This is a genomic window from Agrobacterium sp. MCAB5 (assembly GCF_052114365.1).
Classification (GTDB): Bacteria; Pseudomonadota; Alphaproteobacteria; order Rhizobiales; family Rhizobiaceae; genus Agrobacterium; species Agrobacterium tumefaciens.
Genome location: NZ_JBFREP010000011.1, coordinates 124,408 through 141,701 on the forward strand (window position 1 = coordinate 124,408; position 17,294 = coordinate 141,701).

Sequence of the window (17,294 nt, forward strand, 5' to 3'; positions counted from 1 at the left end):
GAGACCTGTTAACGGCCGAAATGAGGCGCTTTCGGTTACGAGGCACTAACCTTGGGTTGCGTTTTCACGCATTCGCCGCGATTTGACCATCCCGAGGATTTTTCCAAGCAGGGCGCGTTCGGTCAGCAAAATCAGCGCCGCATAGATGACGCCGCCGACTGCGGCGCCAACGAGCACCTGAAGCGTTGCGCTGGGGATGCGTTCGGCAATGATGTGAAGCAGGTAACGCACCGAAACGGCCATGACCAGCGCTGCAATCATCGGTCTGCTGCTGACATAGAGGCCGCTGAGAAAGGGTGTATCGCTTGCCTTGAACACCGCCCATGAGTAGGCAACCAGCGTCACCGCATTGACGATGCAGAGCCAAATCATCGCGTCGATCAGGCTGCCGTAGACGGCTGCAGCCCAGACGGCAACTGTGGTGACGATGGCGCGGATCGTGGCCGACCAGAACAGAACACGCCCATAGCCGGCACCCTTGAGATAGGGGATAAAGGTGCTGCATGGGGTCAGAATGGCTTTCGAGAGGGCAAGGAGACCGAGAACCGGCCAGGCATAAGCCCAGTTCTGCCCGAAAATCACCAGCATGGCCGGTTCGGCTACCGCCCAGAGGCCGAACATCATCGGCGCAAGCAGGACGGTCAGAACCTGCGTGCTGAACATCAGGGCATCACGCCGGCGCTGCGGATCGTCCATCATACGGCTGAAGGCGGGAAACAGCACGCCCATGACGGCCGACAGCACGACCTGATTGGGAATGCTGGCAAAACGGTTGGAGGCGGAATAGGCGCCCGCATCGGCAAGGCCGAGATGCCGGGCGATCACCACCATCGGCGACTGGAAGGTGACGAAATTGGCGATTTCCGATCCCATCAGGCCGGAGCTGAAACCGAGAAGCGGCACCAGACGGCGCGGTTTCATGACGAAACGCGGGCAATAGCGGGAAACGGCATATAGCCCGACAAGCCTGATGAGTGCGGCGGCGAAAAGCTGGATGATGAGCGCCCAGACGCCGAAGCCGAGAAGCGCCATAGCCACGGCGACAACCGCCGCGATGCTTTCAGACGCCATGCTCCACAGCGCATCCTGGCTGAAGTTCATGCGCCGGGCAAGCAGTGAATAGGCGACATCACCCGCAAGTTGCAACGGAATGAGAAAGGCCATGATACGCAGCAGATAGGCACTTTCCACCGCACCCAGAAGCCCACCGAAGAACTCCGCGAAAATGTAGAGCGCAGCGGCCATGGTGCAGGAAATCGCCAGATTTGCCCAGAAAACGGTATGGATTGTATCCATATCCTCTTCTTTCTCGACGATCAGCGCCGAGGTCAGCCCCGCTCCGGCTATCATGGTCAGGAATTGTACAACCGTTAAGCCGACTGCAACCACACCAAATTCTTCCGGTGTCAGCAGTCGTGCAAGAATGGGAACGGTGACAAATTTAAGCCCGAATGTCCCTGTCTTAGACAAGACGCTCCAGCCGACATTCGTGGTGATGGTCTTTACATTTGGAGCTGGGGGCATACAAGCATCCTGTTTCTGGAGGCCGGCGGGGAGGAACGCCGGTGGGGAGTTGCCGATACCATCGGGGCCGCTTTTAGGATCGGGCCCGACACTTCTTGATCAACGCAAGGGGCGAAACAATGGCAAGATTTACTGTCGTCATTCCCTATTACCAAAAGCAGCACGGAATTCTTGGACGTGCGCTCGCATCGGTTTTTGCGCAGACTTACCAGGATTTCGATCTTGTCATCGTCGATGACGAATCGCCATATCCGATAGACAATGAGCTTGCAGAACTTTCGCAAGCGCAGAAAGAGCGGATTCTCGTCATTAAGCAGGCCAATGGCGGGCCGGGTGGTGCGCGCAATACCGGTCTCGACCACGTTCCTGCTGGCAGCGATTACGTCGCATTTCTTGACTCGGACGACATCTGGACGCCCGATCATCTCCAGAATGCGGCCTTCGCGCTGAAGACATTTGGCGGTGAGTGCTATTGGGCATCCATGCAGGCAAGTGACGAATTTTATTATCATTTCGCCATTTCCGAGCTGGAGAAGAACGAGGGCGCCGCAAGGCTTTCCGAGCGGCCTCTGGTGATCGAGCTGCCGGATCTGGCGAGCGTGATGCTGCGCAACTGGAGCTTCTTGCATCTCTCCTGCATGGTGATCGGCCGCCCGCTTTTTGAAAAGATACGCTTCGATCCGGCGCTCCGGCTTGCGGCGGAAGATGTGCTGTTTTTCTGCGATTCCATCCTCGCATCCAAGCGCACGCTTCTGTGTGACGATGCCGGTGCCATGCGCGGAATGGGCGTCAATATCTTCCACAGCATCGACAATACCTCGCCGGAATTCCTGCGCCAGCAGTTCAATACCTGGGTTGCGCTCGATACGCTGGAGGGGCGATTTTCGCGGCGGCCGGACGATGTGGCCTCGATCGCTTCCTATAAAAATACGGCGCGCAAACAGGCGCTCTGGAGCCAGGCGGGCAATCTGAAACGGCGCAAGGTGCCCGAATTCGGACTGCTGCTGAAGTGGGCGATGCGCGATCCGGCACTCCTGCGAGCGGCTTTTGAGCTCGGCGCAGGCAAAATAGTGCGGACAAGATGATCGAATTCTTGCCTGCAAGAATTTATATGTTTTTCACCCAGGAGTGACTTCATGAAACCTTACCACTGGGAATCGCATCACGGAAATTTTGGCGACGATCTCAATCTGTGGCTGTGGGACTTTCTGCTGCCCGGGCTGCGGGACGTGCATGACGATGTGATGCTCGTCGGTGTCGGCACGGTTCTCAATGATACATTGTTGCCCGCAAAGCAGCGCAAGCTTGTGATCGGCAGCGGTTATGGCTACGGCGCGGTGCCGGATACAAGCACCGGATTTTGGGACATTCGCTGCGTGCGCGGCGAAAAAACCGCAGCCAAATTGGGACTTTCTCCCGAAAAGGGCATTGTCGATCCCGCCGTGATGGTGACCGAGATGCCGGAGTTCAAAGGCCTGCAGAAACTCTACAAGAAAACCTTCGTTCCCCATTGGGAATCGGCGGAATTCGGCATGTGGGAAACGGTTTGCGAACCGGCGGGACTGACCTATCTCGACCCGCGCGGCGAGGCGATGTCGGTCATCCGCGCCATCGCCCAATCTGAATTTATCGTGGCCGAATCCATGCATGGCGCCATTCTTGCCGATGCGTTCCGCGTGCCATGGGTGGCGGTGAGCACATCTCCCTCGATCAACAGTTTCAAGTGGAGCGATTGGGCAGGCACGGTCGGTGTGGAGTATCAGCCGCGTTACGTGCCAGTTTCCACCCGCGCCGAGGCGGCGAAAAAGGGGTCGCGTTTCTGGGGTATGAGCTTCCCGCCGCCGCCAGCCCCCGTCATTGCCGAGGCTGGATCCGGTCCGGCGCATGAGGGCGATGTGCTGGTGCGGCCGCAGGCAAGCCAATCCCTGTCGCTGCGCAAACTGGCCAAGCAAGTGCTGGCAGCACCTTCCACGCTGGCGCTCTGGCAGGCAAGCCGTGCCGAACCGCGTCTCAGCCCGGATGGCAGGCTGGAGGAACGCAAGGAGCGTTTTTCCGCTGTTCTGGAAACGGTCAAACGCGATTATCTCTGAAGGCGGGTTGCCTCAGCAATTCCGGACACAGTCACCCCGGCCTGGGTCCGGGGTCCAGCGCGCTCAAGTCCTTGATCGCAAAAGACTCTCTTCATGGCGCAGACGCGCCATGACTGGATGCCGGATCTAGTCCGGCACGACGAATGAGAGAACATCGAACTTGCCATCATCCTCGCGGCTGGAGGTTTTCCCTCAGGAAACCGGCGTGCCGTCCAGCAGATAACGAATATCCCGAACCGGCGCCGGTTTGCGAAAACGGGCGGTCTTGTCGGTCCAGATGCCGCGCGTGATGGCCGGCAGGGCAGGCAGGCGCGCAAGAGCGTGGCTCAACGCGCCGCCCATCCCTTTCTGCTTTTTCGCATCGAGAAAATGGCGAAGCTCGAATTTCGCGCGGATGTGTTTTTCGTGCTCGAGCAGGATCGCCGTCTCGCTGGCCGACAGCTTGCAGCTGGTGAGAATGTCCYTGTCCGCTTCGTATAAACGGCGAAGATCTTCCGTGCTGTGACGGCCGCTCAACGAATTGCCGCGGACAATCGCCCCGTAACCGCAATGACGGATGACCTTGTAACGGGCACCCGCGGCAAGCGCGCGGGTATAAAGTTCGTAGTCTTCGCCGAGACGCAGGCGCTCGTCGTACCGCAACGCATGTTTGTCCAGAAAGGCGCGGCGGATCACCGGTTTCAGAAAGCCGGTTTCCCCGCGTTCCACGCCGGGTCTGGAAATATTGCCTTCCACGAACTCCGTCAGCGACAGAAACCGGGCCTGTGGTTCGAAGCGGGCCGGCTGCATGGACGACGCGCCCGGAACCGATTGCTGGATGAAGGCGATATTGTCGGCCACCAGATCCCAGTCGTCATTTTCCAGCATGGCGGCAAAACGGCCTTTGAAAAAAAAGTCGTCCGCATCGAGAATGCTGATGAGCGGCGCGGATGAAATCGAGATCGCATGATTGCGGGCGGCCGAAGGGCCACGATTGACGTCGAATCGCACGACCCGCAAGCGGCCGGTGCCGTCATCCGCCGCATGTGCGACATCGCTGGTCGTATCGGTGGAGCCATCGTCGATCACCATGACTTCGGCGACCTCCGGCTCCACAAGGGCGGAGCGGATGGCGATATCTATCGTATCAGATGCATTTTTCGCAGCGATGATGACGCAAATGGGCTGTGAACCGCTCACCATGTGTTGTCCTTCTGCTGTGACGAACCGTCAGGATTTGGTCAGCAGAAAGTGTCAGGGGTGTGGATGCAAGTGATTTTTTTGCGGCGCAATAAAAGAATGTGCGTGAGATGTCACATATCGGTCAGTTTCGCGCCATGTGGCGGGGCGCTGCTTACCGAGTCCGGCGTCATGATTTCGGCGCTGCGATCAAGCGCGAARGTTTCGCGCATCCGGCGTTTCTCCCGGGCGACCAGAACCAGAAGTGCAATAAAATAACCGGTTTGCAGAATGACGGCGCAGATGAGGGTCTGGATGAATGCCGTATAGAACGACCCSTGGATGAAATATGTAGCGACCGCAAAGGCAAGCAATGCACCAATCATGCTGAAAAATACACGAGGTGCATACATGGTGCTCTCCTCCCGAGAACGATTTCTCCGTTTTTGGCTGCGCTGCGGCATTTTTTTTCTTTGCAAGAATATACGATGAGACCGGTGTTGTTTCAACACACATATACTTCTTCTATCTCCCACGGCATGAAATTTCGGTAATCTTGATTGGTAAATTCCTTGGTAATCGGCGATTTGCCCGAATCGGTGTCCTCCGGCAGCGCAGATTCTTGCGTCTGACAGGCTGCAGAACCCTTCCCTGCAAGGCGTTAGCGGCCTTCTCTCCTGCGTAGCAGACTTCGTTAACCATCCAGCCTTTAAAAAGTCGGTATTGATTCCTCGAAGAGCAAGGTGCCCGCGTGACGACGAATTCGGAAGTAATCGCCTTTCCGGCAAAGAACCGTATTGCCAACGTAAAACGGTGCGCAACCATGCTTGACCGGCTGCATGGTGTGGAGGCGAATGATTTCTGGCGCAGGGAGTGCCGTGAACTGGCCGCCTATCTGACGGGCCTCGGCTATGAGGACGCCGCCATGCGGCGCGAGGTCATGGAGTTTCAAAATGCGGTGCAGGCGGAGTTGTGGGCGGGGGATGCCACGCCCGAGGCGCGCCGCGACAGCCATTGAGGCTTTAAAAGTTTCCCATAAAAAAGCCGGCAGGTGTCGCACCGCCGGCTTTTCTGTTCGTATCTGTTTTTGATCAGGATGCGCCGGCACCGCGCGTGCGGGCAATGCCGTCGAGCGCGGGCTTATATTTCGGATCAAGCCGTGCCGCATGTGAATAGGACTTTGCGGCTTTCGCCATCTCGCCGCGGCGCTCATAGACCAGTGCCTGGTTGGCCCATGATTCTGCGACGTTGCCATCAAGCGAAATGGCGTGGTTGAAATCGGCGAAAGCGTTTTCGTCGTCGTTCAGCGCGACATAGGAAAGGCCACGGCCGTTATAGGGTTCCGGCGAGGTTGAGGACAGCGAGATGGCCTTGGAGAAGTCCTCGATGGCCTGGGCATGCTGGTTGCGCAGCTGGTAGATCAGGCCACGATTGTGCCACGCGCGGCCATCGGTGGTTTCGAGTTCGATGGCGCGGGAGAAGTCGTTGAAAGCTTCGTTGACGCGGCCGGACTGGCGGTAAAGATTGCCACGGCCGATCAGGGCTACGTCATAGCTCGCATTGATCTGCAAAGCGGCGTTGTAATCCTGCAAGGCCTGCTGCTGCTGGCCGGAATTGCGATACACGAGCGCGCGGTTGGCATAGGCCTGATAAAAGCGCGGGTTCAGTTGCAGCGCCTTGTTGAAATCCTCGATGGCGCGGCGCGAATCGCCGGCGCGGCCGTAAGCGGAGCCACGGACGTTATAGCCTTCCGGATCCTGCGGATTGGCGTTGATGACCGAGGTGAGCGAGGCAATGTTTTCCTGCGAGCCCTGGGCACGGTCGATCCTGAAGACATCGTCAGTCTGGTTGGACGTAGCGCAGCCGGAAAGACCGGCAAGTACGGTACAGACGACAAGTGAAACACGGAATCTCTTGTTGTTTTTCAGGAGCACCCGGCGCGTGGAGGCATCGGAGTTTTTCACAACACAGGCATCAACAGCGGTCATTCGGTGGGGGTTCCCTCGCAGGCCGGTCTCAAGATCATTCTCCGGCCACAAACACAAAGAGCGGCGGCGAATTGATCGCCCCCGCCCAACAAGCATTCAAAAACGTCCAAAAGACGGCCTATTAACGGCCTGCGCGCGGAGCTGCAACCAGACCTTCGCGCTGTGCGCGCTTGCGTGCCAGCTTGCGAACGCGACGAACAGCTTCAGCCTTTTCGCGGGCGCGCTTCTGGGAAGGCTTTTCGTAATAATCGCGCATTTTCATTTCACGGAAAATGCCTTCGCGCTGCATCTTTTTCTTGAGAGCGCGAAGCGCCTGATCAACGTTATTGTCGCGGACTAGTACCTGCACGTGAAACCCGTTCCTTTTGTTTGGTTGTCTTGCTGTGAGAATAAAGGCATTCGCACGCAAATAAAATCGTTCGTTCGGCCGTCGAGCCTAGCGATTGGTGACGTGCAATATCAGAACATTTGCAGCAAGTCCATACGGTACCGCATATTCAACAGCCAAAATCCAGCTATCCCGGCATTCTGCCTGCAATGTCGAAACAAAAGCATTGCGGCGTCGCAAAATGGATATTGCCTCCGATGCCGATTTGCCATGTGTATAATATGTGCCGGAGCTATGCTTTCGGCTTCTGGCCGGTTCTTGAGGAGCAGACTGCGAATGCGCAAATATTCCGTTTTTGCCGTGGCGCGCGAGGCGTTGCGGGGTCATAAGGGGTGGGATGCGCAATGGGCGTCGCCCGAGCCGCGCAAGGAATATGACGTCATCATCATCGGTGGCGGCGGCCACGGTCTTGGGGCCGCCTATTATCTTGCCAAGGAACACGGCATTACCAATATAGCGGTGCTGGAAAAGGGCTGGCTAGGCGGTGGCAATACCGGCCGCAACACCACCATCATCCGCTCCAATTATCTCTACGAAGAGAGCATGGATATCTACGAGCATTCCCTGAAATTATGGGAAGGGTTGAGCCAGGATCTCAATTACAACGTCATGTATTCGGCGCGCGGCGTTATGATGCTGTCGCACAATATTCACGACCAGCAGTCCTTCAAGCGCCATATCAATGCCAACCGTCTCTATGGCATCGACAATGAATGGCTGACGCCGGAACAGGCCAAGGCCTATTGCCCGCCACTCGAGATTTCCGGCAATGCGCGTTATCCGATCAACGGTGCTGCCCTCCAGCGGCGCGGCGGCACGGCGCGTCACGATGCGGTGGCCTGGGGMTATGCGCGTGCGGCTTCCGATCGCGGCGTGCACATTATCCAGAATTGCGAAGTCACGGCCATCAGGCGCGGACCTGATGGCGCGGTCACGGGCGTCGAGACCAATCGCGGTTTCATTGGCGCAAAGAAAATCGGCGTTTCCGCCGCCGGTCACTCCTCCGTTCTGATGAAAATGGCGGATGTGCGTGTGCCTCTGCATTCCAACCCGTTRCAGGCGCTGGTATCAGAGCCGCTGAAGCCGATCTTCCCCTGTGTCGTCATGTCCAATACGGTGCATGCCTATATCTCCCAGTCGGACAAGGGCGAGCTGGTCATCGGTGCTGGCACCGACCAGTATAATTCCTACTCCCAGACTGGCGGCCTGCAGATCATCACGCATACGCTTGACGCCATCTGCGAGCTGTTCCCGATTTTCCGCCGCGTCAAGATGATGCGCCAATGGGGCGGCATTACCGACAACACACCCGATCGCTCCGCCATTCAGAGTGTGACGCCGGTGCCAAATCTCTTTGTCAATTGCGGCTGGGGCACGGGTGGTTTCAAGGCGACACCGGGCTCGGCCAATCTGTTTGCGCATCTCATCGCGCGCGGCGAACCGCACCGTCTGGCGGCGGGGCTGACGCTCGATCGTTTCCGCACCGGACGCCTCATCGACGAGGCCGCTGCCGCCGCCGTGGCGCACTGATGCTGGCGGCGGTTATGCTTTCGGCAAACATGGGTGTTGCGGCGGCGGTCGTGCCGGCGGGCAATCTCATCCCCGAGATGGGGGATTTTCGTAGCCAGAAAATCCAGAGAATGCAGGGTGAACGCGACTGGCCTTTCGTGGCTGAAAAAGGCCTTTTGCTCTGCGCGCCGAGTCTCGCGGACAAGCTGGTCTATTTCGTCGGCGAGAAGGAAAATGGTGCGCAGGACGAGCCCTTCGCGATCGACACCGACATGATGGCGGTTGCCATCATCAATATGGGTCGGGCCTCGGCGCTGAAACCATTCGATAATTTCGAGCAGCTCTTGAAGCGGCTTTCCCCCTTCGTTGCGATGGGAAAGCGGCTGTGTGACCAACCCGCCGGAAGCATGCTTCCGGAAAGTTCTCTTTGAAGGTGGAGCCACGATGCTTCTGATCCATTGCCCTTATTGCCGGGAAGACCGTTCCGAACTCGAATTTCGCTGGGCGGGCGAAGCCCATATCGCCCGGCCGGAAAACATTGCCGATATTTCGGACGAGGCCTTTGCCGAATATTTCTTCATTCGCGACAATGACAAAGGCCTCGTTTTCGAGCGCTGGCGCCACATTCACGGTTGCGGCCGCTTTTTCAACGCCGCCCGCGATTCCGTCAGCGACAAATTCCTGATGACCTACAAGGCAGGCGAGCCGAAACCGGATGGCGACGCGGTTCTTTCCGCCCAAAAGGGAGCTGCGCAATGAGCGGCGATTATCGTATCAAGGGCGCCGGTCGCCTGACACCTGCCAGAACGGCACGCTTCACCTTCGACGGCAAGATCTATCAGGCGCTGGAAGGCGACACSGTTGCATCCGCACTTCTGGCGAATGGCGTGCATCTGATYGGCCGTTCGTTCAAATATCACCGSCCGCGCGGTTTCCTTTCCGCCGGCCCGGAGGAGCCGAATGCGCTGATCGACGTRTCGCGTGACAGCCTGCGCAAGCAGCCGAATGTKCGCGCCACGGTGCAGGATGTRTTCGAYGGCGCYATCATCGCCTCGCAGAACCGCTTTCCGTCGCTGTCCTTCGATATCAGTGCGATCAACGATTTCCTGTCTCCGATGTTTGCGGCTGGTTTCTACTATAAGACCTTCATGTGGCCGAAGGCCGCGTGGCACAAGATTTATGAACCGATCATCCGTCGCGCAGCCGGTCTCGGCAAGGCGCCGACCGAGCCGGATGCGGATCATTATTCCGGCCGCTATGCCCATTGCGACGTGCTGGTGGCCGGTGGCGGTGTGGCCGGGCTGACAGCGGCGCTCGCCGCTGCAAAAACCGGCGCCAGCGTCATTCTGGTTGATGAGAATGCCGAAGTTGGCGGCGCGCTGCGTTTTGACACCGGTGCGGTCATCGACGGCCTGTCCGGATATGACTGGGCGCAAAAAGTTCTCACTGAACTGAGATCGCTGCCCAATGTGCGTGTTCTGACCCGCACGACAGCGTTCGGTTATTACAACCACAATTTCGTGGCGCTGGCCGAGCGTGTGACCGATCACCTCGCCACGCCGGCCAAACACCAGCCACGTGAAAGACTGTGGCAGGTCCGCKCCAAGAAGGTCGTTCTGGCGGCAGGCGCGATCGAGCGGCACATGGTCTTTGCCAATAATGATCGTCCCGGCATCATGCTGGCTTCTGCTGCGCGCATCTATCTCAACCATTACGGCGTGACCGTCGGCAATAATGTCGGTGTCTATACTGCCCATGATTCTGCCTATGAGACGGCATTCGATCTCAAGAAAGCGGGTGTGAAGATCGCCGCTATCGTGGATTGCCGCGAGAACCCCGATCGGCGGCTGCTGGACGAGGCGCGGGCGCTGGGCATCGAGGTACTGGCGGGTCACAGTGTTTACGATACGTCAGGGCGGCTGCGCGTTTCTTCCATGAGCGTTGGCCGCAATGGCGGCTCTAACAAGCGCAAGATTGCCATCGACGCGCTCGTCGTTTCGGCGGGCTGGACGCCTTCGGTGCATCTCTTCTCGCAATCGCGCGGCAAGCTGAAGTTTGACGCGGCAAACCAGCGGTTCCTGCCTGACATCCATGTGCAGAATTGTGTGTCAGTCGGCGCCTGCAACGGCACGGACRATCTCGCCGCATTGATCGCCGAGGCTGCTGCCGCAGGTGGCGGTGCAGCGGAATTCTCCGGTGAGAATGCGCGCGCCTGGACCGGCGGCATGATCGGCGCTGCGGAAGGTGCAGGCGAAGGCACCGGCGTCAAGGCCTTCATCGATTTCCAGCACGATGTCTGCGCCAAGGATATTCGCCTGGCCGTGCGTGAAGGCATGCATTCGGTCGAGCACATCAAGCGCTTCACCACCAATGGCATGGCGTCCGATCAGGGCAAGATGTCCAACATGCATGGCCTTGCCATTGCCTCGGAAGCGCTTGGGCGGGATCTGCCGAAGGTCGGTCTCACCACTTTCCGCCAACCCTATACGCCGGTCACCTTCGGCACGCTCATCAACCATTCGCGCGGTGCGCTGTTCGACCCGACCCGMAAGACGCCGATGCATGACGAAGAGGCTGCGGCAGGCGCCCTTTTCGAGGATGTCGGCAACTGGAAGCGCGCATGGTTCTTCCCGCGCGGCGGTGAGGATATGCACGAGGCGCTCAACCGCGAATGCAAGACGGTGCGGACAAGCGTCGGTGTGTTCGATGCCTCCACGCTCGGCAAGATCGAGGTGGTCGGCCCCGATGCGGCTAAGTTCCTGAACCTCATCTACACAAATGCCTGGGACACACTGAAACCCGGCCGTTGCCGCTATGGCATCATGACGCGCGAGGACGGTTTCGTTTACGATGACGGTGTTGTCGGCCGTCTTTCCGAGGACCGTTTCCATGTGACGACGACGACGGGCGGCGCACCGCGCGTTCTCCAGCACATGGAGGATTATCTCCAGACCGAATTCCCCGAGCTGAATGTCTGGCTGACATCGGCGACCGAACAATGGGCGGTGATTGCGGTGCAGGGACCGAAAGCGCGCGAGGTGATCGCRCCTTTYGTCGAGGGTATCGATATTTCGCCCGAAGCCTTCCCGCATATGGCGGTCGCGGAAGGCACCTTCTGCGGTGTGCCCACGCGTCTCTTCCGTGTATCATTCACGGGTGAGCTTGGTTTCGAAATCAACGTTCCGGCCGATTACGGCGCTGCCGTCTGGACCGCGATCCGCGAACGGGCCGAAGCGGTGGGCGGCTGCCTTTATGGCACCGAGACCATGCACATCCTACGTGCCGAAAAGGGTTACATCATCGTCGGACAGGATACCGACGGCACCGTGACGCCTGACGATGCCGGGCTTGCCTGGGCCGTTTCCAAGAAGAAGACGGATTTCGTCGGTATTCGCGGTCTGAAACGCCCGGATCTCATGCGCTCCGGTCGAAAGCAGCTTGTGGGCCTCAAGACGAAGGACCGGCTGACTGTTCCCGAAGAGGGTGGCCAGATCGTTGCTGATCCAAACCAGCCGAAACCCATGACCATGCTCGGCCATGTCACTTCCGCCTACTGGTCGGAAAATCTCGGCCACTCCATCGCCTTTGCGCTGGTGGCGGATGGCAGGGCGCGCATAGGCGAAACGCTCTACATCCCGCTTGCCGATAAAACAATTGCCGTCGAAGTGACCGACATGGTCTTCCTCGACAAGGAAGGAGCCCGTCTCAATGGCTGACACACTTCACGCAAAACGCAAATCCGTACTCGAGGATTTCCACGGTGGTTCGCCCTTCGTCTCGCTGAAGCCCGCCGCCTCGGCGTCGCGGCTGTCGCTGCGCGCAAGGGAAAGCGCACTGCCGGCCCTCTCGGATGCACTCGGCCTGTTATTGCCCAACAGCCCGAAAAGCTCTGTCACATCGGGTTTGCGCTCCGCTCTCTGGCTTGGTCCGGACGAATGGCTGGTGATCGATCAGGGCGAAAGCGACCTGATGGCGGCGCTCGCCACCGTTCCCGGCCTGTTTTCGGCGACCGACGTTTCCCACCGCAACACGGCTGTCATCGTTTCCGGCCCCGGCGCGGAGGTAGCCCTGAACGCCGGTTGCCCGCAGGATCTGTCTATCGCACAGTTCCCGATCGGCGCCTGCTCGCGAACGGTTTTCGGCAAGGCGGAAGTGGTGCTGCTGCGCGTGGCTGACGATACGTTCCGGGTAGAGTGCTGGCGCTCCTTCGCCGAATATGTCGGCGGCCTGTTGCAGGAAGCGGCGCAGGATGTGGCGGTCTAGCTTTTCCACCCCTGCCATTCCACCCATCGCCCATGGAAATCGGCGCGGCCGATTTCCTGTTTCTTACCGGTCGGCCAGATTTGCAGGGTGATTGCGGCGCTTCCCGGCGTCGTATCTGCCTCCATCTGCAGGCGGGCAAGCGGAGCCTCAGGGGTGGCACGGCTTCCAGCCTCGGCGATCAGCGTTTCGCCGGCCTCTTTCAGCGCATCGGGAAGATATTGCCAGGCGACAGAATGGTAGACCACATGGGCAGCGCCCGAATGTTGCGCGGCAAGGCGGCGTTGCAGCCAGTCAATTGCGTCAGCCTTTTCAACGTGCAAGCCGTTCTCCACCGCAATACGCAGGGCGGCCGCCGTGCGCTCCAGCCTGTCGGTCTGATCGGCCCAGACATATGACATCAGCCGCAACCGGTCCTCGGCAGACGACGGATCGAGTGGGTTAAGATCGCAGCCGGCGCGCTCGATGACCTCTATCCGCTTGTCGGGCGGGGTGTCTCCGCGCCATTCCGGCGACATGGACACTTCGGATTGCCTGCCCCAGGCAAGATCGCCAAGACGATACTGGTAGCGGTCAAATTGCAGGTTCAGACCGGCGCTGGCGCCGACCTCTGAAAGGACCATCGGCTTGCCAAAAAGCTCCGCAATGGAAAGAAAACCCGGCAGCAGCACAGCGGAACGGCGGACTTCGTTGGTCTGCGGCGGCGATTTCAGTCTTTCGAGGATGAAGCCCGAATGGAAGCGCAAGGCACTTGCGCAAGCCTGCCAGAGCGCATTCTCGTCTTCGGGTGCTATATCGACAAGAGGAGTGATCTTGTCCTCGATGACAAGCGCATGCAGGGCACCGGCAAGCCGCAGTGGGACGGAATCGCCGGACGGGCCGACATCGCCAGGCCAGGACAAAATCATCTCGCCAACGTCCGTCTGGCGATCCAGCCGCGCCGCCACCGCGCGGCAAAGCCGTGCGGTAAAGGGCGAACCGAGGCTGTCGCAGGCTCTTGCCTGTGCGAGAAACGCGTCTCTTACGGCTTCATCATGCATTGGGCCGTCTCCTTTGCGCAGTCTGGCGTTACTTTGCCAGACTGGCCTCGCGGTTGACGAGGGCTTGATCATCAAAACCAAAATTGCGCATCAGCACACGGTGCTCGTCTGATCCGATATAACAAAGAAGCGCCGCATCGACCGCGCTCTGGAGTTCCCGGTCGGATTGGCGGAAAGCAAATGCGCCTGAGGCTGCTGGTCTCTCTTTCGGTAAAACGGAGACAACTTCCAAATCGAGCTCTGGATTTTGCTGCATAAAACCGAGATGGGCCATGGCCACGCTGGCATAGGCGTCGGCACGCCCATCCAATACGGCCTGAGCGGCCTCGTCGTAGGTCTCGCAAATGAGAATGCGGTCATCGGGCACGCCCGCTTCCATAATTGCGCGATGTTGGATCTGATCACGGATCGCGACCAGCGTACATTCCGGATTTTTTGCTGCCGATGCGTATCCGTCCAGATCTCTGAGGTTGCCCTTCCTCACCAACAGTCCATCAGGCAACGCCCAGATGGGATGGCTGAACGTCACGATCTTTCTGCGTTCAGCGGTATCGAAGAGGCCAGTAGTCATATCCCAAAGGTTTTCGTTCAGCCCAGGCAACAATTGCGAGAACTCGGCTTCGATGAATTCAATGTCATGAATACCGATCATGGCTAGAATGACTCGCGCCAACTCCACATCGCACCCGGTCACATCGCCGCATTCGTTCCTGTAGTTGAACGGAGGTTCTATCAAATATGCGAATCTCACAGACACTCCGATCTCAAATTGGGATTTACTTCGCCATCAGGCGTCTTGCGGCCTGTCCTCGGGGTTGAACTGGGTGATGGTTGTCCAGCGGGCAGTGAGCGCCGGTTTTTTCTCGTTTTCTATCTCCACCGTAACATCATAGGTCGTCACCATCATGGCGGCGCCGCGAAACCGCGCCTCAGCCAAAGTGAAACGGCCACGCACCCGTGCTCCGCTTTTGACCGGCGTGACGAAGCGGACGGCGTCAAAGCCGTAGTTGATGCCCATGGTCGTTTCGCGAATGCGGGGCAGGGCATCGTAATTCAGAGCCGAAAGCAGCGAGAGCGTCAGGAACCCATGCGCGATRGTGCCGCCAAAGGGGCTTTCCGCCTTGGCGCGTTCCGGGTCGGTGTGGATGAACTGTTCGTCCAGCGTCGCTTTTGCGAAGGCGTCGATCATTGTCTGGTCGACGGTGATCCAGTCGGAAACGCCCAGCTCCGTGCCGACGAAATTTTTCATTTCCGCCAGCGCTATTTCCTTTGCCATGTTACCTCTTCTCGATTGCCTTTCGGAACTTATAAAGGTGCCGGGGCCAAGCGATCAACCGCGCAGATAAAACACCACCGAGCGGGCAGGCAGGAAGGCCGGATTGCCGAAATCCGTGCCCATCGCTTGCCAGTCGTCGCCCGGCAGGGTGAAGGGCACGATCTCATGGCTGCGGTTGATGAGCACGGCAAGCTCCGCGTCGTTTTCGGTCTCGTGGTCCGGCGTGGCAAGCACCATGGCGAAAGCCGGCATGTCCGGCCTTTCCCATTCCGCGACCGTCATCGGTTCTCCGCCGGGGGCAAGCCATGCCACATCGCCGTTGCCGGAGAAAAACTCGGTTTGCGAAAACACGCCGAAGCGTTTGCGAAGTGCGGCAAGAAATGCCGTGTGGTCAGTCAGCTCCTGGGAGAGCGACGACCAGTCGACCCACGTTATCTCGTTGTCCTGGCAATAGGCATTGTTATTGCCATACTGGCTGCGGCCACCCTCATCGCCGGCGGTCAGCATCAACGTGCCGCGACTGACGAAGAGCGTGGAAAGCAGCGCTTTCACATCCGCGTGGCGGGCGGCCACGACGGCAGGATCGTCCGTCAATCCCTCCAAACCATTGTTCCAGGAATGATTTTCATTATGCCCGTCGCGATTGTTCTCGCCGTTTTTCTCATTGTGCTTGTGTTCGTGGCTGACGAGATCGAACAGGGTGAAACCGTCATGGGCGGCAAGGAAATTGACGCTGCGGCTTTTCGAACGTCCATGGCGGGAAAAGATCGGCGAAGAGCCGGAAAGCGCATTGGCCAGCGCCCCGGTCGTTCCCGCATCGCCGCGCCAGAACCGGCGCATGTCGTCGCGGGCGCGGTCGTTCCATTCCAGAAAGCTCTCCGGAAAATTGCCGAGCTGATAGCCGCCGGGGCCGATATCCCATGGTTCGGCGATCAGCACGCGGTCGTATAGTACCGGGTCAGAGTGCATGGCGGCAAGCGTTTCGCTGGCCATGTCGAAGCCACTAGCCGTTCGTCCCAATATGGGCGCGAGATCGAAACGGAAGCCATCGATACCGGCATTGAGAACGAAATGCCTCAGGGAATCGATAATGAGCTGGCGCACATAGGGATGATCGCAGGCCACCGTGTTGCCGGTGCCGGTGTCATTGACCAGCACGCCCGGCTTTCCTTCCGGGTGACGGAAAGCGGTGAGATTGTCCAGTCCGCGCAAAGACAGGATGGAGCCTTCGCTGTCGCTTTCACCCGTATGGTTGAAGACCAGATCGAGAATGACGCCAATGCCTTGCGCGTGCAGGGCTGCAACCGTGTCGCGCAGCTCCCGCACTCCGCCGGGGCAGAGGCGCGGATCGAGCGCCATGAAGCCGACGGGATTGTATCCCCATGCATTCGAAAGGCCAAGCGGCGGCAGGTGGCGCTCGTCGATCCAGGCGGTGATCGGCATCAGCTCCACCGCATCGACACCGATTTTTTTCAAATGCGCGATAATGGCAGGATGAGCCAGCGCTGCCACCGTGCCTCTCAGCTCTTCCGGCACGGCAGGATGCAATTTGGTGAAGGATTTAACCGCGAGTTCGTAAATCAGCCCGCCTTCGGCAAAGCGTGGCGGCTGGCGCCTGACCTGCTCATATTGCGACAGGATCGCCTTTGGCATGATCGCGCCCGTGTCTTCGCCATAGGCCAAAAGCGCGGCATCATGCCGGAATGGCCGGTCTATCTCCGTGGCATAGGGGTCGAGCAGCAGTTTTGCGGGGTCGAACCACAAGCCATGTTCGGGGGCATAAATGCCGTCGGCGCGGTAGCCATATCGCGCAACGGGGCCGGTCTCGGCAACTGTCAGCCGGTGAATGTCATTCTCATCGCGCCTCATTGGCAAACGCGCCGTCTCTTTTTCGCCCGTCGCATCAAAAAGGCAAAGGTCGATTTGTGAGGCGTGCCGGGAATAGACCGCAAATTCCGTTCCGTTTTCCGTCTGGGTTACGCCTTTGGGGAAAACGGCTGGTTTCTGCATGGTCTCTCTCTCCGGAAGATGATGATATCGAGTCTGGCGGGGAGGTTAGTC

Annotated in this window: 17 protein-coding genes; 8 read left to right on the plus strand and 9 right to left on the minus strand. The window is 58.9% G+C overall.

Annotated features, from left to right (window positions below; translation table 11 throughout):
* Positions 1–45: 45 nt before the first annotated feature.
* Complete coding sequence (locus AB4Z23_RS21945) at positions 46–1,524, minus strand: lipopolysaccharide biosynthesis protein (RefSeq protein ID WP_025595239.1); 1,479 nt, start codon at positions 1,522–1,524, stop codon at positions 46–48.
* A 119-nt stretch (positions 1,525–1,643) separates the two neighbouring features.
* Here AB4Z23_RS21945 and AB4Z23_RS21950 point away from each other — a divergent pair, with 119 nt between their 5' ends.
* Together AB4Z23_RS21950 and AB4Z23_RS21955 are read left to right on the plus strand one after the other, a co-directional pair.
* Complete coding sequence (locus AB4Z23_RS21950; protein ID WP_004431756.1) at positions 1,644–2,609, plus strand: glycosyltransferase family 2 protein; 966 nt, start codon at positions 1,644–1,646, stop codon at positions 2,607–2,609.
* A gap of 51 nt (positions 2,610–2,660) precedes the next feature.
* Complete coding sequence (locus tag AB4Z23_RS21955; RefSeq protein ID WP_004431759.1) at positions 2,661–3,614, plus strand: polysaccharide pyruvyl transferase family protein; 954 nt, start codon at positions 2,661–2,663, stop codon at positions 3,612–3,614.
* 192 nt (positions 3,615–3,806) lie between these two features.
* Here AB4Z23_RS21955 and AB4Z23_RS21960 read toward each other — a convergent pair whose 3' ends face one another.
* On the minus strand, positions 3,807–4,796 hold the full coding sequence (locus tag AB4Z23_RS21960) for a glycosyltransferase family 2 protein (RefSeq protein WP_441360766.1): 990 nt from the start codon (positions 4,794–4,796) through the stop codon (positions 3,807–3,809).
* 110 nt (positions 4,797–4,906) lie between these two features.
* Entirely contained in the window at positions 4,907–5,185 is a 279-nt protein-coding gene (locus AB4Z23_RS21965) for an exopolysaccharide production repressor protein (protein ID WP_441360794.1), read from the minus strand.
* 338 nt (positions 5,186–5,523) lie between these two features.
* On the opposite strand from AB4Z23_RS21965, the gene AB4Z23_RS21970 reads away from it, so the two are divergent.
* On the plus strand, positions 5,524–5,790 hold the full coding sequence (locus AB4Z23_RS21970; protein ID WP_004431768.1) for a DUF6074 family protein: 267 nt from the start codon (positions 5,524–5,526) through the stop codon (positions 5,788–5,790).
* A gap of 73 nt (positions 5,791–5,863) precedes the next feature.
* On the opposite strand, the gene AB4Z23_RS21975 is transcribed toward AB4Z23_RS21970, so the two are convergent.
* A complete protein-coding gene (locus AB4Z23_RS21975) occupies positions 5,864–6,760 on the minus strand; it encodes a tetratricopeptide repeat protein (RefSeq protein WP_004431770.1) in 897 nt (298 codons plus the stop codon).
* Positions 6,761–6,881: 121 nt separating this feature from the next.
* Entirely contained in the window at positions 6,882–7,109 is a 228-nt protein-coding gene (gene rpsU / locus AB4Z23_RS21980) for a 30S ribosomal protein S21 (RefSeq protein WP_003498359.1), read from the minus strand.
* A gap of 315 nt (positions 7,110–7,424) precedes the next feature.
* Here rpsU and AB4Z23_RS21985 point away from each other — a divergent pair, with 315 nt between their 5' ends.
* The 5 genes from AB4Z23_RS21985 to AB4Z23_RS22005 are packed head-to-tail and all read left to right on the plus strand — an operon-like array spanning position 7,425 to position 12,920.
* Complete coding sequence (locus tag AB4Z23_RS21985) at positions 7,425–8,678, plus strand: sarcosine oxidase subunit beta family protein (RefSeq protein WP_004431781.1); 1,254 nt, start codon at positions 7,425–7,427, stop codon at positions 8,676–8,678.
* A complete protein-coding gene (locus tag AB4Z23_RS21990) occupies positions 8,678–9,088 on the plus strand; it encodes a hypothetical protein (RefSeq protein ID WP_004431784.1) in 411 nt (136 codons plus the stop codon). The genes AB4Z23_RS21985 and AB4Z23_RS21990 overlap by 1 nt, the downstream gene beginning before the upstream one ends.
* A 13-nt stretch (positions 9,089–9,101) precedes the next feature.
* Positions 9,102–9,416, plus strand: a complete 315-nt coding sequence (locus AB4Z23_RS21995) for a sarcosine oxidase subunit delta (protein ID WP_441360767.1) — start codon at positions 9,102–9,104, stop codon at positions 9,414–9,416.
* A complete protein-coding gene (locus tag AB4Z23_RS22000; protein ID WP_441360768.1) occupies positions 9,413–12,373 on the plus strand; it encodes a sarcosine oxidase subunit alpha in 2,961 nt (986 codons plus the stop codon). The genes AB4Z23_RS21995 and AB4Z23_RS22000 overlap by 4 nt, the downstream gene beginning before the upstream one ends.
* Positions 12,366–12,920 (plus strand): sarcosine oxidase subunit gamma, encoded by a 555-nt coding sequence (locus tag AB4Z23_RS22005; protein ID WP_004431791.1) that lies wholly within the window; start codon positions 12,366–12,368, stop codon positions 12,918–12,920. Before AB4Z23_RS22000 ends, AB4Z23_RS22005 begins: the two co-directional genes overlap by 8 nt.
* Here AB4Z23_RS22005 and AB4Z23_RS22010 read toward each other — a convergent pair.
* The 4 genes from AB4Z23_RS22010 to glgX are packed head-to-tail and all read right to left on the minus strand — an operon-like array spanning position 12,917 to position 17,243.
* Positions 12,917–13,957, minus strand: coding sequence for a DUF2332 domain-containing protein (locus tag AB4Z23_RS22010; protein WP_035199923.1), 1,041 nt, complete (start codon positions 13,955–13,957; stop codon positions 12,917–12,919). The two genes, AB4Z23_RS22005 and AB4Z23_RS22010, sit on opposite strands and share 4 nt — an antisense overlap.
* A gap of 28 nt (positions 13,958–13,985) precedes the next feature.
* Positions 13,986–14,714 (minus strand): transporter substrate-binding domain-containing protein, encoded by a 729-nt coding sequence (locus AB4Z23_RS22015; RefSeq protein WP_309509976.1) that lies wholly within the window; start codon positions 14,712–14,714, stop codon positions 13,986–13,988.
* A 30-nt stretch (positions 14,715–14,744) separates the two neighbouring features.
* Positions 14,745–15,233: a MaoC family dehydratase gene (locus AB4Z23_RS22020; RefSeq protein WP_441360769.1), complete on the minus strand. Its 489-nt coding sequence runs from the start codon at positions 15,231–15,233 to the stop codon at positions 14,745–14,747.
* A gap of 54 nt (positions 15,234–15,287) precedes the next feature.
* The gene (glgX, locus tag AB4Z23_RS22025; RefSeq protein ID WP_441360770.1) at positions 15,288–17,243 is read right to left on the minus strand and encodes a glycogen debranching protein GlgX; all 1,956 of its coding nucleotides are present in this window, start codon (positions 17,241–17,243) and stop codon (positions 15,288–15,290) included.
* Positions 17,244–17,294: the final 51 nt, after the last annotated feature.

Bases quoted from the DNA above. Each gene is read 5' to 3' on its own strand.
- AB4Z23_RS21945 (WP_025595239.1), bottom strand. From the start codon at position 1,524: ATGCCCCCAGCTCCAAATGTAAAGACCATCACCACGAATGTCGGCTGG.
- AB4Z23_RS21950 (WP_004431756.1), top strand. From the start codon at position 1,644: ATGGCAAGATTTACTGTCGTCATTCCCTATTACCAAAAGCAGCACGGA.
- AB4Z23_RS21955 (WP_004431759.1), top strand. From the start codon at position 2,661: ATGAAACCTTACCACTGGGAATCGCATCACGGAAATTTTGGCGACGAT.
- AB4Z23_RS21975 (WP_004431770.1), bottom strand. From the start codon at position 6,760: ATGACCGCTGTTGATGCCTGTGTTGTGAAAAACTCCGATGCCTCCACG.
- AB4Z23_RS21990 (WP_004431784.1), top strand. From the start codon at position 8,678: ATGCTGGCGGCGGTTATGCTTTCGGCAAACATGGGTGTTGCGGCGGCG.
- AB4Z23_RS21995 (WP_441360767.1), top strand. From the start codon at position 9,102: ATGCTTCTGATCCATTGCCCTTATTGCCGGGAAGACCGTTCCGAACTC.
- AB4Z23_RS22005 (WP_004431791.1), top strand. From the start codon at position 12,366: ATGGCTGACACACTTCACGCAAAACGCAAATCCGTACTCGAGGATTTC.
- AB4Z23_RS22010 (WP_035199923.1), bottom strand. From the start codon at position 13,957: ATGCATGATGAAGCCGTAAGAGACGCGTTTCTCGCACAGGCAAGAGCC.
- glgX (WP_441360770.1), bottom strand. From the start codon at position 17,243: ATGCAGAAACCAGCCGTTTTCCCCAAAGGCGTAACCCAGACGGAAAAC.